A 15,401-nucleotide genomic window follows, 5' to 3' on the forward strand; every position below is an offset into this window, starting at 1 on the left:
TGTTATCAGGCTATTTAACTATTTCACGATAATTTTGCCTTGTCCTGCAAGCATTCGCATCTCTCTAGAGAGACGGTCCTGGTTCCCATCCTGCATTTCGAGTTGAACACCATAATGCCATGAGGTATTTTTTTCTTGACCCCAGCGGAGAGTGCCTTCCATATATAGAGGGTCTTCAAAGAGCAGCATATTCATTCCAATCCGAATATCGTTGTTCTCTACAGGAAGGGATAGCGGAAATGACAGCTGACAGCCGGATCGACTGATATCGCAGAGTTCGGCCTGAATGGGTTTGGCTGGTGCGTTAACCCCGTTGATGCTGAGAATATAGATCTCAAAGTGGATCGGTTCCTTCAATGTGTATCGAAAGGGTTCTTTTCTATTGTTAATTGACATGGCTTGGCTTCCTCCATCAGGTTCAAAAAAAGTCAGTTATGCTTATATCGACCATTTGGAGCGAGAAATGAAGAGTTACGCAAGCAGAGATGGTCCATGGGTTCCTTTTACACGTGTATCAGGCTTGATATAATGATGGAATATATTTCTGAGTTCAGACCTGGATCAGACAGAAGGGATGGGTGAATATGAGAGGAACATTTCAAATGGTTACAGATACGGCAACATTGTGCCTGTATGATCTGGCAGCGTTAAAACATCGTGCCGAGGATACTTCGGACTGGTGGTCCATTCCAGTGGATGAGCTGGCTGAGGTGAATGCAGGTCATTGTCTGTTCCTGAATCTGGGTGCGGATGGAGTGTATGAGGTGGAATGGAGCCTGGAGGATGTAGAGGAGGATTCAGATCCAGATCACGGAGCGGAACGGGAAAAGGTGTATCATCTGCAAGTTCCGTCTGGGCACGTCTATCTGGGAGCGGCGGATGATGTCACTGGGGGTGAATTGGAGCCGGATGAGACGTGTGAAGGGGTTCTGTTTCAGTTAAAGCCGGGAAATTATGCGTGTAACGTCTCCAGAGAAGCCAGTCGGATCACCATTGTCATGACACCAAGTATTCAGGGAAATAACACGCTGGATGAATTAATCCGGATATAGTGTACAGATACAAACAGGAGGGATTCATATGCAGGATTGGAACGAGATAACAATGATGAATGCAGATGCCCTGCGTAAACGGATGAGAATACTCGCTGCTTTGGATATCATCTTTTCGGAGGAAGAATGGCTACGCGTTCATCAATATGAAGATAAACTTCAGCCAGGTGTGGCATGGGGAAACATCAATAACGGCGCAGGGGATCATCTGCATGTCTTGTTTACGAACTCAGGCACGTTGATCAAGGGATTTGATCATGAGTCACCTTTAAGTCCGCATGCTCGTGAGGATGGTGAGATCTACCCGGGCATGTACGATGAAGTACCAGAGGCCTTGATGACTGTTCTGCGAGATCATGAGGAAACATTGGATATGGAGGATGTGACCTTTTGCCTATGGAAGGAAGGGAACGACTTGTCATGGAAGGTTGGTAACTGGATTCAGCTGGCGATGACCGAGGAAGACGAAGCGGATGCCAGAGGTGGTGCGGAATTTTTACTGGGATATTTGGAGAAGAACACGGAAGATTACGTTGACTGGGCCAAAGGGTACTATGACTTTCCGGATCTGCCTTTGGAAGCCGTAACTGATGTATATGCAGAAAAACCGGTGACCGCCAGCCTGATTAAGCAGTTGTGTCCTGAGCGAGATGTGGCAGCAGCACTGGATGAGTTGCAGCAACGCGGGTATGCCGTGGAACAAACGTAATAGAGTAGCTAAGGGAGATGGGGAAGCCATGTACAAGATGCAATTGGAACGTATGCGTGAAAAGTTGATCACTCTTCGAAGCCTGGACCCAGATCTGGACCTGTTTGGCGCAGAAAACCATGAATATGAAATGGAGCCTGTGTGGACGCAGGAGGATATCACGCAATTTGAACAGAAATGGCGAATTGAGTTGCCGGAGGAGTATAAGGCATGGCTTCTTCATATGGGAACGGGTGGTGCAGGACCTTATTATGGTCTGGAAAACCCGGATGACGGCGTATACGCTGTGCTTGGTTATGATGATGAGCTGAATGCAATCTCGGACCCTTTTCAATTCACAGAATCATGGAACTGGAACTATGACTGGTTCGAAGACAGCAAGGAAGAAGAGGAATGGGAAGCGTTGGAACATGAATATCTTGATCCAAAGTGGTCGGCAGGCATGCTGCGCATCAGTGATTTTGGTTGTGGCATATCCATGAATCTAATTGTTAAGGGAGCCTCCTACGGAGAGATCTGGGTTGATGACCGGGCTAACCGCAATGGAATTTATCCTGATCAGTATTGGGGCAATACGAATCGACTGCATTTTCTGGACTGGTATGAGTTGTGGTTGAATCGTTCCATCCATCAAATACATGGACAAAAGCAACAATCTGGAGCGAACGAAGTCTGAAGGAGGTTGTACATATGGGCTGGGAATATGGAATCAGAGCAACAGAGCCTGTGATTTTACCTGAAGTTGTGAAGCGTTTGGCAAGTTCATTAAAACTTACCGAAGTGTATAGTTTGGAACACCAAGCCAACGGCTTTGTATTGAAACGTGAAGATCCTTCCTGGCCTATAGCTCTTGAAGTGTGCATAGAAGAGGCCTCTGGGTTAGAAGAAATTGTGGATGGGGAATCGTATATCTACTGTTTGTTCCATATCTGGGGTGAAGAAGGTCGGAGTTGGATGCATCAGATGGAGCGAGAAACTAGGCAGGTTGATGGTGGTTTAATCTGGTTTGAACTCTGATCGGTAAGAGATTTGCCTGAAACAGGAGGAGCATATATGGCTAAAAAATCAAAGAGAACAATTCCTGCGCTCATGTATCAGTATCAAGGTCCACAGCGGAATGTGGGTTTTGTTTTATCCCCTTTATACATAGAAGAATCGGTTGAAGTAGAGATGGAAGACATGCTATTCATATATAATGAAGACTTTGACTATATTCGTCCTGCATTGGATCGCGCATTTCCATTAACTGACCCGCGAACTGGAGAAGAGATGAAGGCACTTGATCCCTGCTGGGACAATCCCATTACGAAGGATGGATGGGTAGAGATTTTATCAGAGTTGGATCAACAGGTGGTTGCAGAGCCTGAATTACGGAATTTTTTGAATCAGTTCACAGCTTGGGTGAGAAACCATCTGCAATTGGCCGACGGAATCGAAGTCACCGGCAACCTGTAAGTCAGTTGATCTTGGAGTGTTCATGCGTGTACGTAATTCTGTATACCGACGGCCGAAGTGCTATGTAATCAAGCTCCCTCATGATGATGGCGGAGCTTTTTTTGATGAACAAATATTAAAAACCGTTTGCTTCACTCCCCCGTCTTATACTACAGAAAGAGAGAGAAGGAGGGATGCGGGGTGGAAACAAAAGCAGAGATGAACCAGAGGATCTATGTACAGACCGAAGATGAGACGGAATTTGTGCAATCCATTATGGAACATCAAGATACGCTCATGTCCATTGCCTATAGCTACCTGCGTAACCAGCAAGATGCGCTGGAAGCGGTACAGGAGATGACGTGCCGGGCTTGGATCAAGCGTCGGACGCTGAACAATGAGAAGGCGTTCAAGTCGTGGATCATTCGGATTCTGATCTATATCTGCATCGATGAACAGAGGCGCCGCAAGCGGGCGACACCTCTGGCGAAGGAAGATCTGGAGGACAGCATTCCGGCATCTTGGATGATTAGCGTTGATGATAATCGAATCGCTATGGAATCTCTTTTGCAAAAGGTGAAACCGAAATATCGCCATGTATTATTGCTGAAATATTATAACGACATGACACTGACGGATATTGCCTCGATCCTCGGCAAACCAGAAGGGACGATCAAGACCTGGCAGCACAAGGGACTCCAGCAGTTGCGCAAGTTGATGAAGAACAGGAGGGATTGGCATGACCACTAACCCGGAGGAAAAAGCACTTCTTGCAGATGCATATCAGGTGAAAAGAGAGAAACAGCAATGGAATCCGGCGGACACGACTGCTGCAATTCAACGTGGTCTCGCAAAGGGCAGAACAAAACGATCAGGTAGGACCTTTCGTGTCAAATGGATCACGGCAGTGCTGGTCACGGTTCTGGCTGCAGGTTGGTTTCTTATAGGCCCGCTTGGAAACTATGGGCAACAACCGGCAACATATACTGAGCCTGTAACCCATTGGGGAGTACTAGAGCCCTTTCGTGGCCTGCTAACTTCGGATATGGATAGTGCCACGATTACTTCAACGCTCAATAATGGTTATGTGCAACTTGTAGACCAGACGGTTACATCGGGGATATATCAGTTTACCGTGAACGCGGTTATGGCGGATGAGAACAGGATAACTGTATTGTATACCGCCAGAACGGATGCATCGCAAAAGATTTATTCGATAGTCAATACCAAGATGACGGATGCAAGAACGGGTTATGTCCTTGATAACGGAAATATAGGAGGTATACATTTTTCGAAGGATAAGCATACCATTTATGGCCGGAATACAATTGAGCGTAATCAAAATAAACCGCTGCCTGAGCAAGTGAATCTTCAGTTCCAGCTTTCTTCCGTTGTTCCAGATGTGGTGGAATATTCAGAAAACGGGGAAAAGGAACGGAAGTATCAATATTCCAAAAAAATGAATCTTTCTTTTGCGCTGGATCCTAAATTCTCTATCCCCAAAACGGAAATCCTCAACGTTAATCGTACGTTTACCGTTGGGGGTTATGAAGTTATGTTGTCAGAAGTGGAATTATCACCGCTTGTTACTCGGGTTAGATTTGTTTTTGAGCCGGAGCAAGAGATCGATTACAAAATGAAGTTGTTGATCAGTGAGGTCGTTCAGCCTCTCGAGATTGTAACTACCACTAAAAACGGGAAGAAGACCAAGTTATCCGGGGTAGGCGGGAGCGGAACGGAAGACGGAATGATGTATTCTTTCAGTAGCAATCTGTTGGACCATCCGGAGTCCATGGTATTAAAACTTCGTGGTAAACCATATAAGGTCTATGATGATTTACAAGAAGCCAAGAATGATGAACTGGAAATCAAAATCAAATAAGATGAACTAACTGGCAATACTCTTATTCAGATTAGGTGGATGTTAGTGAAAGCAGAGAAGGGATGTCCCTCAAGGTCGTAAGCCTTGTGAGACATCCCTTCTTAAATACGAAAAGCTGCTGATCTTATACACTTATAATATCTACTCCCAGAGCTGGAAGAGTCAACTTCTGATCCAATCTCTCGCTAGTCAACAAGCTGCGATAAGGAACGTCCAGCGTAATCTCTGTTTGCTCATTCGTCAAATTGATCAGGAAGAGGAACTTTTGCTCCCCCTTCGTTCGAATCGACAGCTCGACACCTTTCGGCAACTGGATTTTGGGCGCCAATTCCTTTTCCTTCAATATGTCTTCAAACAGCTGATAGAAATACGATGGCTCCGGCCAAGTGCCGACATAATACACTTCACCTTCACCAAACTTATTGACAGTAACCGCCGGTACACCCTCATAAAAGTCGTTGTCATACCAGGCGATCGGCTCTGCACCTCGCAGTTCCAGTAGATCACACCATTGCTTTGCAGCGAATGTCTTGCCCTCCGCGTTCCGTATCCGATGCTCACTGTTGCCGATGGCATCATATTCACTTACAACAACACCCGCCGCTTCCGCCAGTAGCCCCGGCAGAGGCAGCATCTCACATACATTCCTCATGTTTTTCACGCCAGTCCGATTGGTGAGGACAACCGTACCACCCTTGGCTGCGAATCGCTCCAGTCGCTGTGCTACTTCTTCAACTAACAGGAAGAGGGAAGGGACAATGACCAGTTTGTACCCGTCGAGCTCCTCAGTCCAGTTGATAACGTCTGTACCAACGCCCATTTTCAGAAATGCATTATGCATAGAGGACAGGTTGTCTATATAGTGCATTCCCCCTTCCGCCTGCGGCTGAAGGGAAAGCGCTGTGTGCTGATCATGCGAATGCAGAATGGCAACCTGGGTAACAATGGTCGAGTCGGCCAGCAGTTCTCCTAACTGGTTCACCTCGCGAGTAAGCTCGGCAAACTCCCTGAACCTGCGTCCAGGAACATTGCTGTGGTCGATCAGTCCATGCCAAAACTGCTCTGCTCCCACGGTAGCACTCCGCCAGCGGAAATGGACGACCATATCCGCACCGCGGGCGATTGTCTGCCAAGAGCGAGCTCGGATCAGTCCAGGATACGGGGTGCGCTGAATCGGCATCCAGGCACCCTGTGCTCCGCTGAGCTGTTCCATTACCCAGAAATTGCGGCGTTTGATGCCGCGAACCAAGTCCAGCGTAAGCGCTCCGTTCCTCGGAAACCGATCGCCATAATCGCGATACAGCTCATTCGGATAATAATCAACAGAGACGAAGTCCAATTCGTTGTGCATATCATAATAGTCCAGACTATTCGGATACTGCCACATGTTATGCGTCACAAATTGGCCTGGACAGTTACGGCGTAAAATCTCAAGCTGCCATCCCAGCAGATAGCCTACGCTGTCAGAACAAAATCGTTTGTACTCCAGAAGATAGGAAGGATTCATTGGTTTGCTGGGTCCGAGAGGTGTTGTTACCTCAGCCCAGCTGCTGTACTCACCACTCCAGACGACCGTACCCCACTCCCGGTTCAATTCCTCCAGATTGGAATAACGCTTTTGCAGCCAAGCGACAAATGCACGATTACATGTATCACAATGGCACTCCTGGTAGTGCATCTCGTTATCGATTTGCCAGCCAATGACGGCGGGATGCTTACCATAGCGCTGTGATATCGCTTCCACAAATTTGGAGCCCAGCATTCTCAAGGAAGGGCTGTTGTTGCAACGATGTCCACGCACACCTGGCCGAATGATGTGGCGTTGTTCATCCATGGGCAGCACATCCGGATAACGTGTTGTCATCCAGTTTGGCGGGGTATTGGTTGGGGTGCACAACACAATTTCCATGCCGCGCGAAGCGAATACTTCTATAGCCGCATCCAGCCATTCAAACTGATAATTACCCTCAGTCGGTTCCATTCGGCTCCAGGCGAACTCCGCCATTCGCACAACAGCAACCCCCGTCTCTCGCATAAGTACAGCATCTTTCTCCCATAACTCCGGGGTCCATTGCTCTGGATAATAATCAATTCCGATCTTAATTGCCATCCTGTGATCTCCTTTATTTATCAATATATTGCGATTATATGCTATATTAATTCGAGTGAATATCTTAAATAATTAATGTGATATAACAATATTAAGATCAGGAGAGTTAGTCTTATGCCGCATCCCAATCGTAATTTTCCGGTATTATCTGCCCGAGACAAGCTGCTCCCTTTTTATTTGCTTGGCATTGGCCTGCATCATGAACAGGAGCATATCCGCCGGGACCAAGGCATTCAGGATTATCAGTGGATACAATGCCGCAGCGGTGTGGGTAAGCTCAAGCTAAGTGAAACGGAACATATCGTCAAGCCAGGTATGGGCATGCTGTTATTCCCTGGACAGAAGCACGAATACTATGCGCTATCCGAGAGTTGGGAAGTTGACTGGATCATTTTCGATGGCAACGGGTCAGCAAACTTGTTTGAAACCGTGGGCATTGTCGACACATGCGTATACACGCTTGCACAACCTGAATACCTTCTATCCCGGATGCGGGAGTTGCTGCAAGCTGCCTTGACACCACAAGAGCAGACATTAAGCAATTACGCCTGCTCCGCCATTCTCTATACCTTATTGACAGAGATTATTCAACGCGTATCTGTGGAGGGCAGCGATACCGTCGGGCAGCAGTATGAGCGATTAAAGCCGGTTCTGGACTATATTGAACAGCATTATGCTGAAGAGATTACTTTGCCAACGCTGGCTGGATTGATCTGTGTCACACCAGAATATTTCTGTCATTTGTTCAAGAAGACGACAGGTATTCGTCCCATCAGCTATGTTAATCAGGTAAGGGTCAACAAGAGCAAGGAACTGCTGCTCGACAATGTGCAGCGCGGGATGGAGGATATTGCTCGTCAAGTCGGCTTCGAATCGACCAGCTACTACGGATCCATCTTCAAGAAGCTGGAACGACTTACACCCGGTGCCTTCCGCCGCAGCTATCAGAAGTCGTAACATATTATTATCCGCAAGCACTGGTTTTCGTTAGAGGCTTTAAAAACTGATCCGAGGGCAGATCAGTTCCAAGTTGAATCACATAGTACTCCTTAATAGAGCCGCTAATTAGCGGCTCTATCTTGTGTGAACGAATGGCTGGGTTTACGTTTTTTCACTATATCTGATCTGCTGTTGCGAAAAAGATAATATTGTTGTCTTTTTGCAATTATTGTATTGTCACAACCAAAGTTACACGATATAATCGAGTTGTATTTGAGGATAATTTTATAAAGGATGGTGAAATTTTGAATAAATTTTCGATGCTTTTACTCGCTGTAACTCTATTGTTGCTAACTGTCTCGACAGCCCCGTCTACATATGGTGCGGCTAGTTATCCGAACACAGGTACGAATGGGTTGACTGGTTTTGCAGGCAGTGCCAAGAATGAAAGTGGTGTATCCAAGGCAGCTACGACAGGTGGCAAGAACGGTCAGGTAGTTTATGTTAGTAATCTCAATGACCTGAGAACACATATGGCGGGCTCTACAGCCAAAATTGTCGTCGTTGAACAGAATATTTCTTCCTCCACGCTGCAAAAGGTTGAATTCGGAGCGAACAAGACACTTGTAGGTTCCTTTGGCAAACATACATTAACGAATATTCATTTCAGATCCACAAGCAGTTCAAGCAATGTGATTTTTCAGAATCTGACTTTTGAACACGCTTCCAATATTAATGCCAATGATGATATCCAGATGTATATCACTTCAGGCTCCAATTACTGGATTGATCATGTGACGTTTGCTGGTCACAGCTACAGCTCTGGCGGTAGTGATCTGGACAAACTTCTGTATATTGGTGATCGCGCCGACTATATTACGATTAGCAATTCCAAATTTGCGAACCATAAGTATGGCGTCATCCTTGGTCATCCGAATGATGGTAACAGCAGTTACAATGGAGTGCCTCATGTGACGATGTCCAATAATTACTTCGAAAATTTATATGTACGTGGTCCTGGACTTTTAAGATATGGTTACTTCCATCTCAAAAACAACTATGCAAACAACTTTAACCAGGCCATCACAATTGGTGAAAAAGCACGGATTTATTCCGAAAACAACTACTTCGGTGCTGGCGCTGAAAAGGGTGGCATCCTGGATGACAAAGGAAAAGGTGAGTTCACGGATAGCGGCAGTACACCAGCGCTTAATAGTCCGACTTCTCCTAAAACGAACTGGAGACCAAGCTCCAATTATAGTTATCAGGTAGAGAGTGCCAGCTACGCGCGTGAGTTCGTCACCAAGTATGCAGGTTCCTCCAATACGACACTTGTATTCGGAAAATAAGACCTTGTATTCATGTTTATTAGCGTAACCAAGAAGCCTTTCTTGTACGTAACAGCGTATAAGAGGGGCTTTTTATGTTTTTTTGATATGGGAGCACATTAATTGAAAAGTTAATATTTAAATTTATATCCAGAATACCGATATACATAATGTAGCGCTGCTTTCATGTTTGTGAAGTAACATTGTACTATGGCGGTGGCCTGAGCGTTGCGTCGAAATATGCACGGTAGAAAACCATAAAGAGGCCGGTGTGAGTGCGAGTATGCCCTACAATCGTAAGTTATTTTATCTAAAGGACGGGGTATGCATGAATCGTATTGACGAAATTATATGGAAGCGGAACAAGATCATCAGCATCATTATATGGTTTGTATTAATTGTAGGATTTTCTGTGGCTTTAGTTCAGCCCAAGTTATTTATTTCCAATGGTGTTGTGGTCTTGTATGGAATCTGGCTCGCTTATGCAAACGCCAAAAAGAAGCACATCCATCTAATTCCTTGGGTGAACACCGTGCTGATCTCGTTGTGTGGGGTATTCGCCGGATGGGGAAGTGTTGAACCGCTGCTGGCCATTCTCATCGCTTCGATCCTGCTTATTTATCCAAATAAAAAATTATTTATCATCGGATTTTCGGTTATGCTTGCGAACAACATTCTCCAACTTGTGATTATTCCTACAACGACTCAGGATCAGTTTGTGACTAATGCAATCAATGTAGGAATGTTCGCCGTTACGGGCGGAATCTTGTTCATGGTGTCCTATCTGAACCAAAAGCTCTTTCATGAAAGTGAAAAAAGATGGAGCGAGGTCGAAGCGTCGCGGACCCGCGTGGAAACGATGCTGGAACGGGTCAAGGAGTCTGTTGGCGGACTATCTCGTTATACGGATCAATTGAAGCAAAAGGTGGATTCAACAGGTTCCATTACCCATGAAGTGACCCTGGGATTCAGTGAAGTTGCCAAAGGCGTGGAGTTCCAGGCAACCAGTGTCGCCGACATTTCGGAATCCTTAGCTGTATCGGATCAGCATATTAAGGACGTTGCGTTGTATTCCCAACAGATGAAAGAGTTGTCTGCAAGTATGGCAACGAGCACGCAAACAGGAAGCGAACATATGGACCAACTGAATATTCAGATGCAAGATCTATATGAAACGATCAATACAACTGCAAATGATATGCGAAAGTTCAATGAGGAAAGTGAATCCATGACGCTTATGCTGAACAGCATAGCGGATATTGCAACTCAGACCAACCTGCTCGCACTTAATGCAGCCATTGAAGCGGCTCGTGCAGGCGAGCATGGACGCGGGTTTGCCGTTGTATCGGAGGAAGTACGCAAGCTGGCCGAGAGCTCGGGTAAGTCTGCGAATGATATTTCAACCATTCTGTCTCGATTAAAAGGACAAACGCAGGCACTGACAGATCGATTCGAACGTATTCGTCTATCGTTACAGCACGGAAGAGACAGTGTGCAAACGGCAGATGAAGTGTTCCGTACGATCAACAGCAACTCTCAGCATGTGTTGAATCAAGCGACAGATATTGAGATTAGTTCGGCTACAATGAAGGAATCTTCCACCAGAGTAGTGAATGAGGTTTCCGAGATTTCAAGTGTAACGGAGCAATCCAGTGCAGCGACAGAAGAGATTCTGGCGAGCATGGAAGAACAACGCAACCTGACACAGAAGATGGTGGAGAGTTTTGGAGAACTGGAGCAACTGATTGTGAACCTGAATGAGTTAGTCTCGGATCATCAGGCTTCTTCCGTTGAGAATAAACTTTAATATTAATTGTTGAGGGCCTGTCGGTGCGAATTTAGCGTACTGGACGGGCTTTTTTTTTATCTGCAAGACAGCTTGATGCCGACATTTTTTTCCTATACAGTGTGTTGTGTAGAGTATGAAGAGAGTAGAACTAAAAATGTAAATAGTAGTCAAAAGAAGACGTTACCTCATGGGGGAGTAAAAGCTTGAAGAATAAAAGAATGGAAGATAGCTCGGCCTACGATGACCTTACATATGAGCATAGGAATGATAATAGCGTTGCACGCGTGCATCTGTATGATCAGAATTCGTTTAAAGACATGGACTGGCCCAATACGGAGGATGGCAGATATGCCAGAGCTTATATGGAACCTATGATGCTGGACGGGACTCAAAGCTTTATGTCCAACGTGGAAACGACATTGTTGCTCGCCCGGATTGATGATCTTGTTGTTCCACTGACGGTGAATGATACAGAGTATGATAATGCTTACGTTTGTTCGCCATATACGCATTATGTGAGTTACGCCAAGCAAGAATTGACCATGTTGCAGAAGCCTGTGTTGGAAAAGGGTCTTTCTGTGCTGCTCAGTCTAATAGGTTGGGGAATGAAGCAATCACAGATCAACAAAGTTGTGCATGTGAACAACTGGTTGTTGTCTACGAATCTGTATCCAGCCATGTCCGGTGAACAGGCAGAACGCTTGCTTGAAACGGTACAAGAGCGATACCCTGAGCATGTCATTGTGTTTCGCTCCTTGTGTCCGGGACTTCATCCCGATCTGACAGCGAGGCTAGCGGAAGCGGGGTGTAGACTAATTCCGAGCCGACAAATCTATTTGTATCATGCGCATGATCCGAATTTTGGGAACTCGAAATCGCGCTGGCTGTTGAAGCGGGATTACGAATTATTGGCAAAGCACGACTACGAATTCGTTTCCGAGTCAGATATGACGGATGCAGATATTCCGCGAATCGTTGAGCTGTACAAGCTGTTGTACCTTGAAAAATACTCCTATCACAATCCGCAATTTACCGAGCTGTTCATTGCTGCTGCGATGGCATCAGGAACACTCAGACTCTATGGACTGCGAAAGGAAGGGCGCCTGGACGCGGTGATGGGTTATTTCTGCCGAAATGGAATCATAACAACGCCACTGTTCGGTTACGACACAGCGGTGCCCCAATCCGTCGGACTATACCGCATGTTATCCGCTTGTCTGATCGGCCAAGCCCGCGAGAACGGCCATCTGTTACATGAGAGTGCCGGGGCTGCGCAGTTCAAGCGCAATCGCGGTGCTGTTGCGGATTTTGAGTATTCCGCTGTGTATGAGCGTCATCTTCCGTGGGGCAGACGCTGGTGCTGGCTGCTGCTTGATCGGTTGTTGAATCGCGCAGGTGTGCCGCTGATGCGCCGCATGAAGCTGTAAACAGACATAAAAACGTGCTTACGCTGCCCGATGCAGATGTGAGCTTGCATCTGGTTTGACTGCACACTTGCACACCCAACCGGTCATCGTGATACGCACATTTGTGCGCAGTCGCCTAATTAGAAATGCTCTGCGAGTTGCACCTCGAAGCCATCTGGATCTGTAATGTAAATAAACCGCAGATGCGGATTGGGCTGGATGGGGCCGCGCACAATCGGAATATTCAGCTCAGCCAGTCGTTCCATGGCTTCATCCAGCGAGTTCACCTCATAACCGATCGACACGCCGGCCTCTGGTTTAAGAATGGATTCACTGCCCTCAATCAATTCCAGCTTGGCTTCATTCTCCATGCCGAGCATGGCAATCTGCCGTCCACGGCTTTCGAATCTGCGCTGAATTGGAAGTTCGAGCATGTCGTGGTAGAACCCGAGTGAAGCTTCCAAATTACTGACCCTCAGCGTGATCCAGTTTAATTTGATCAACATGGGTGAATCTCTCCTTTTTCTTGCATGATATGTATTTTTGTTACGTTCATTATACGCTAGGCGTTAGCAGTAACCTACCCCTTATCAGTAAACAATAAAATAGCTGCCGAAATATTCGGCAGCCAAATGGTGTAATCTCTTGTAGTTCCAGTAGTTCTAACGAATTACTGAATCAGATCAACGGCCGTTTGTGGTACAAATGCCTCTACACCGTTATAAACAATGACACCCTCCAGAGTTGTCTTTTTGCCGTTCACCAGTGCAATATTTTTGTAGATTTGCAGTTCCAGCTTGGTGTTGCCTTTTGTTACGAGGATCTTCGGATTTTTAGCGTCAGTCAGGTCCAGTTTGTACGTCGCACCTTTGGTTGTAAATGCCTGTTTGGCAGGTACAAACAATTGTTTGCTCACGCTGTCGAGATCCAGATCCAGTACTCGTGCCATATATTTGGCGACATCCGTGTTATCAATCACACCGAATGGACGGTCATTGTTCGGAGCATACGTGTACAGCACGACATCTCCACCTGTATGACCACCGGTTGTCCAGCCGATCCCTGCGCGTTTGCTGATCATTGGACCGATTGCATAGTTAAGACTGCCCGGCTCGGCAGCTTTAATTGTGGCAATCTCTTCGGAAGTCAGATCGGTAATACCATAATATTGTTTCATCACTGCTTTGATGTTTGTGCGCTTCGCATTCAGCTTCGCTTCAACGCCCTCGCCTGTCAGTTTGGCCTTTTTCAAAGGTCCGATAAATGTGGACAACGGCTCTTTGTCATAAGTGCCGGAAGTTGCGTTGTTACCAATGGTGAGTCCACCATTACCGTGGTCCGTAACAGCCACAACGGCAGTCTCTCCATCTGCTTTGGCAAAATCCATGGCTACTTTTACGGCATCATCAAAAGCCAGCACGTCACTGATAATACCAATCGGATCATTGGCGTGAGCTGCCCAATCCACTTTACTGCCTTCAACCATCAGGAAGAAGCCATCTTTGTCTTTGGACAGAACTTCAATGGCTTTGGATGTCATCTCGGCAAGGCTTGGCTGCTTCGCAGGATCACGGTCCATATTATAAGCCATGCCTGCGGGTGCAAACATACCCCACAGTTTGTTCGAATCGGATGCTTTCATTGCAGCTGGTGTAGTGACGTAATCGTAACCCAGTGCCTTGATGGACGAAACCAGATTTTCGCCGTCTTTACGTCCGGCTGGCTCAAGGTATTTGCTACCTCCACCCAACACAACATCCATGCCGTTGTAGACTTGTTGTTTGCTGAGTGCATCATAGTTTTTACGGTCCGGATAGTGAGAGGAGAAATCCGCTGGTGTGGCGTGCATAATCTCGGATGTAGCGACAATGCCAGTTGCTTTACCCGCCAGTTTGGATGCTTCCAGCACGGAAGCAACAGGTTTTCTTTCGTCTCCAGGAGCAATCGCCTTTTGCCCTGGCATCGTAGCCTTGTCCGGCAGTACACCGACAAATCCGGTATGAGATTTATAACCTGTTGCAAAAGCGGTTCCGGCAGGAGCTGAGTCGGCAATCGGCGCATCGGCGGAGTGAGTCCGAACCATGCCGCTTGCCATGGAGTCTAGTGTCAGGGACGAGCCCTTATACCAACGAGCCAGAGCGGTAGCATCGTTAGCCATACCGTCAGGAATCAGAATAATCACATTTTTAATCGGTGATGCAGATGTCGTTGAGGTGGTGTTCTCCACAGCCCACGCTGCACTGCTTCCTCCGAGTGTAGCCGTAACAATTGTTGTCACCGCGAGCATCATTTTGGCTGCACGGACATTAAACCGGTTTAACATGAATGCATCCTCCTAGAATATATGTATAGTTGGTATCCCAAACCAAGTGTATACAACAATTGCTAAAATAACGTATGAAATGGATTAACTATATGTAAAATTTACGATTAGTGAAGGGTGCTGGAATTCCGGTGAACTGGACAAAATGAGGAGTTGACGAATTAAGAGACAGTATTATAGATCATCATGATGTAAGTTGAGTTTAAACCCGCATGAGAATGCAGTTTTTTATGTTGCCCTGTCAGAAGTCCTATGAAGACGATTAGAAAAAGATATTGCGAACGCTTACATTATGTGCTAACATCACCATAACAACAGGATTGTAACCGTGTTTAGGGCAATACCTGTGTCAGTTCATTCGTTGGTTCTTTGTTCATCAAACGATTGATTGCGTTTACATTTTCATATGGAATGAACCTCATTCCTCAG

15 protein-coding genes are annotated in these 15,401 nt (G+C 46.3%); 11 read left to right on the top strand and 4 right to left on the bottom strand.

What is annotated here, in order from left to right:
* Positions 1-18: 18 nt before the first annotated feature.
* Positions 19-396 (bottom strand): PilZ domain-containing protein, encoded by a 378-nt coding sequence (locus NSQ38_RS13345; RefSeq protein ID WP_036617371.1) that lies wholly within the window; start codon positions 394-396, stop codon positions 19-21.
* A gap of 188 nt (positions 397-584) precedes the next feature.
* On the opposite strand from NSQ38_RS13345, the gene NSQ38_RS13350 reads away from it, so the two are divergent.
* From NSQ38_RS13350 to NSQ38_RS13380, 7 genes are all read left to right on the top strand, one after another.
* The gene (locus tag NSQ38_RS13350) at positions 585-1,052 is read left to right on the top strand and encodes a DUF6386 family protein (RefSeq protein WP_339789874.1); all 468 of its coding nucleotides are present in this window, start codon (positions 585-587) and stop codon (positions 1,050-1,052) included.
* Between the two features lie 28 nt (positions 1,053-1,080).
* The gene (locus NSQ38_RS13355) at positions 1,081-1,761 is read left to right on the top strand and encodes a hypothetical protein (RefSeq protein WP_339789877.1); all 681 of its coding nucleotides are present in this window, start codon (positions 1,081-1,083) and stop codon (positions 1,759-1,761) included.
* Positions 1,721-2,437 (top strand): SMI1/KNR4 family protein, encoded by a 717-nt coding sequence (locus tag NSQ38_RS13360; RefSeq protein WP_339789880.1) that lies wholly within the window; start codon positions 1,721-1,723, stop codon positions 2,435-2,437. The genes NSQ38_RS13355 and NSQ38_RS13360 overlap by 41 nt, the downstream gene beginning before the upstream one ends.
* 14 nt (positions 2,438-2,451) lie before the next feature.
* A complete protein-coding gene (locus tag NSQ38_RS13365) occupies positions 2,452-2,778 on the top strand; it encodes a hypothetical protein (RefSeq protein WP_339789883.1) in 327 nt (108 codons plus the stop codon).
* A 36-nt stretch (positions 2,779-2,814) separates the two neighbouring features.
* Positions 2,815-3,216 (top strand): hypothetical protein, encoded by a 402-nt coding sequence (locus NSQ38_RS13370; protein WP_338588146.1) that lies wholly within the window; start codon positions 2,815-2,817, stop codon positions 3,214-3,216.
* A gap of 180 nt (positions 3,217-3,396) precedes the next feature.
* Positions 3,397-3,945: a sigma-70 family RNA polymerase sigma factor gene (locus NSQ38_RS13375; RefSeq protein WP_235599454.1), complete on the top strand. Its 549-nt coding sequence runs from the start codon at positions 3,397-3,399 to the stop codon at positions 3,943-3,945.
* A complete protein-coding gene (locus NSQ38_RS13380) occupies positions 3,935-5,077 on the top strand; it encodes a DUF4179 domain-containing protein (RefSeq protein ID WP_339789884.1) in 1,143 nt (380 codons plus the stop codon). The genes NSQ38_RS13375 and NSQ38_RS13380 overlap by 11 nt, the downstream gene beginning before the upstream one ends.
* Before the next feature lie 124 nt (positions 5,078-5,201).
* Here NSQ38_RS13380 and NSQ38_RS13385 read toward each other — a convergent pair whose 3' ends face one another.
* On the bottom strand, positions 5,202-7,187 hold the full coding sequence (locus tag NSQ38_RS13385) for a beta-galactosidase (protein ID WP_339789886.1): 1,986 nt from the start codon (positions 7,185-7,187) through the stop codon (positions 5,202-5,204).
* A 114-nt stretch (positions 7,188-7,301) separates the two neighbouring features.
* Between NSQ38_RS13385 and NSQ38_RS13390 the strand changes: the two genes are divergently transcribed.
* The 4 genes from NSQ38_RS13390 (at position 7,302) to NSQ38_RS13405 (ending at position 12,670) form a co-directional block, all read left to right on the top strand.
* Positions 7,302-8,144: an AraC family transcriptional regulator gene (locus NSQ38_RS13390; protein ID WP_282320580.1), complete on the top strand. Its 843-nt coding sequence runs from the start codon at positions 7,302-7,304 to the stop codon at positions 8,142-8,144.
* A gap of 302 nt (positions 8,145-8,446) precedes the next feature.
* Entirely contained in the window at positions 8,447-9,475 is a 1,029-nt protein-coding gene (locus NSQ38_RS13395) for a pectate lyase (protein ID WP_282322132.1), read from the top strand.
* A 307-nt stretch (positions 9,476-9,782) separates the two neighbouring features.
* Positions 9,783-11,261 (top strand): methyl-accepting chemotaxis protein, encoded by a 1,479-nt coding sequence (locus NSQ38_RS13400; RefSeq protein WP_338588139.1) that lies wholly within the window; start codon positions 9,783-9,785, stop codon positions 11,259-11,261.
* Positions 11,262-11,446: 185 nt separating this feature from the next.
* Complete coding sequence (locus NSQ38_RS13405; protein ID WP_339789888.1) at positions 11,447-12,670, top strand: GNAT family N-acetyltransferase; 1,224 nt, start codon at positions 11,447-11,449, stop codon at positions 12,668-12,670.
* A 119-nt stretch (positions 12,671-12,789) separates the two neighbouring features.
* Here the strand turns inward: NSQ38_RS13405 and NSQ38_RS13410 are convergent, their stop codons facing one another.
* Positions 12,790-13,155: a VOC family protein gene (locus NSQ38_RS13410; protein ID WP_339789891.1), complete on the bottom strand. Its 366-nt coding sequence runs from the start codon at positions 13,153-13,155 to the stop codon at positions 12,790-12,792.
* 164 nt (positions 13,156-13,319) lie between these two features.
* On the bottom strand, positions 13,320-14,939 hold the full coding sequence (locus NSQ38_RS13415) for an alkaline phosphatase (protein ID WP_339790530.1): 1,620 nt from the start codon (positions 14,937-14,939) through the stop codon (positions 13,320-13,322).
* Positions 14,940-15,401: the final 462 nt, after the last annotated feature.

The sequence above is a fragment of the Paenibacillus sp. FSL R7-0313 genome (assembly GCF_037969885.1).
In the GTDB taxonomy this organism is placed as follows: domain Bacteria; phylum Bacillota; class Bacilli; order Paenibacillales; family Paenibacillaceae; genus Paenibacillus.

Excerpts from the sequence above, each read along its gene's own strand:
- NSQ38_RS13385 (WP_339789886.1), bottom strand. The coding sequence starts at position 7,187 with ATGGCAATTAAGATCGGAATTGATTATTATCCAGAGCAATGGACCCCG.
- NSQ38_RS13345 (WP_036617371.1), bottom strand. The coding sequence starts at position 396 with ATGTCAATTAACAATAGAAAAGAACCCTTTCGATACACATTGAAGGAA.
- NSQ38_RS13410 (WP_339789891.1), bottom strand. The coding sequence starts at position 13,155 with ATGTTGATCAAATTAAACTGGATCACGCTGAGGGTCAGTAATTTGGAA.
- NSQ38_RS13350 (WP_339789874.1), top strand. The coding sequence starts at position 585 with ATGAGAGGAACATTTCAAATGGTTACAGATACGGCAACATTGTGCCTG.
- NSQ38_RS13395 (WP_282322132.1), top strand. The coding sequence starts at position 8,447 with ATGCTTTTACTCGCTGTAACTCTATTGTTGCTAACTGTCTCGACAGCC.
- NSQ38_RS13355 (WP_339789877.1), top strand. The coding sequence starts at position 1,081 with ATGCAGGATTGGAACGAGATAACAATGATGAATGCAGATGCCCTGCGT.
- NSQ38_RS13370 (WP_338588146.1), top strand. The coding sequence starts at position 2,815 with ATGGCTAAAAAATCAAAGAGAACAATTCCTGCGCTCATGTATCAGTAT.
- NSQ38_RS13380 (WP_339789884.1), top strand. The coding sequence starts at position 3,935 with ATGACCACTAACCCGGAGGAAAAAGCACTTCTTGCAGATGCATATCAG.
- NSQ38_RS13400 (WP_338588139.1), top strand. The coding sequence starts at position 9,783 with ATGAATCGTATTGACGAAATTATATGGAAGCGGAACAAGATCATCAGC.
- NSQ38_RS13360 (WP_339789880.1), top strand. The coding sequence starts at position 1,721 with ATGAGTTGCAGCAACGCGGGTATGCCGTGGAACAAACGTAATAGAGTA.
- NSQ38_RS13415 (WP_339790530.1), bottom strand. The coding sequence starts at position 14,939 with ATGATGCTCGCGGTGACAACAATTGTTACGGCTACACTCGGAGGAAGC.
- NSQ38_RS13390 (WP_282320580.1), top strand. The coding sequence starts at position 7,302 with ATGCCGCATCCCAATCGTAATTTTCCGGTATTATCTGCCCGAGACAAG.
- NSQ38_RS13365 (WP_339789883.1), top strand. The coding sequence starts at position 2,452 with ATGGGCTGGGAATATGGAATCAGAGCAACAGAGCCTGTGATTTTACCT.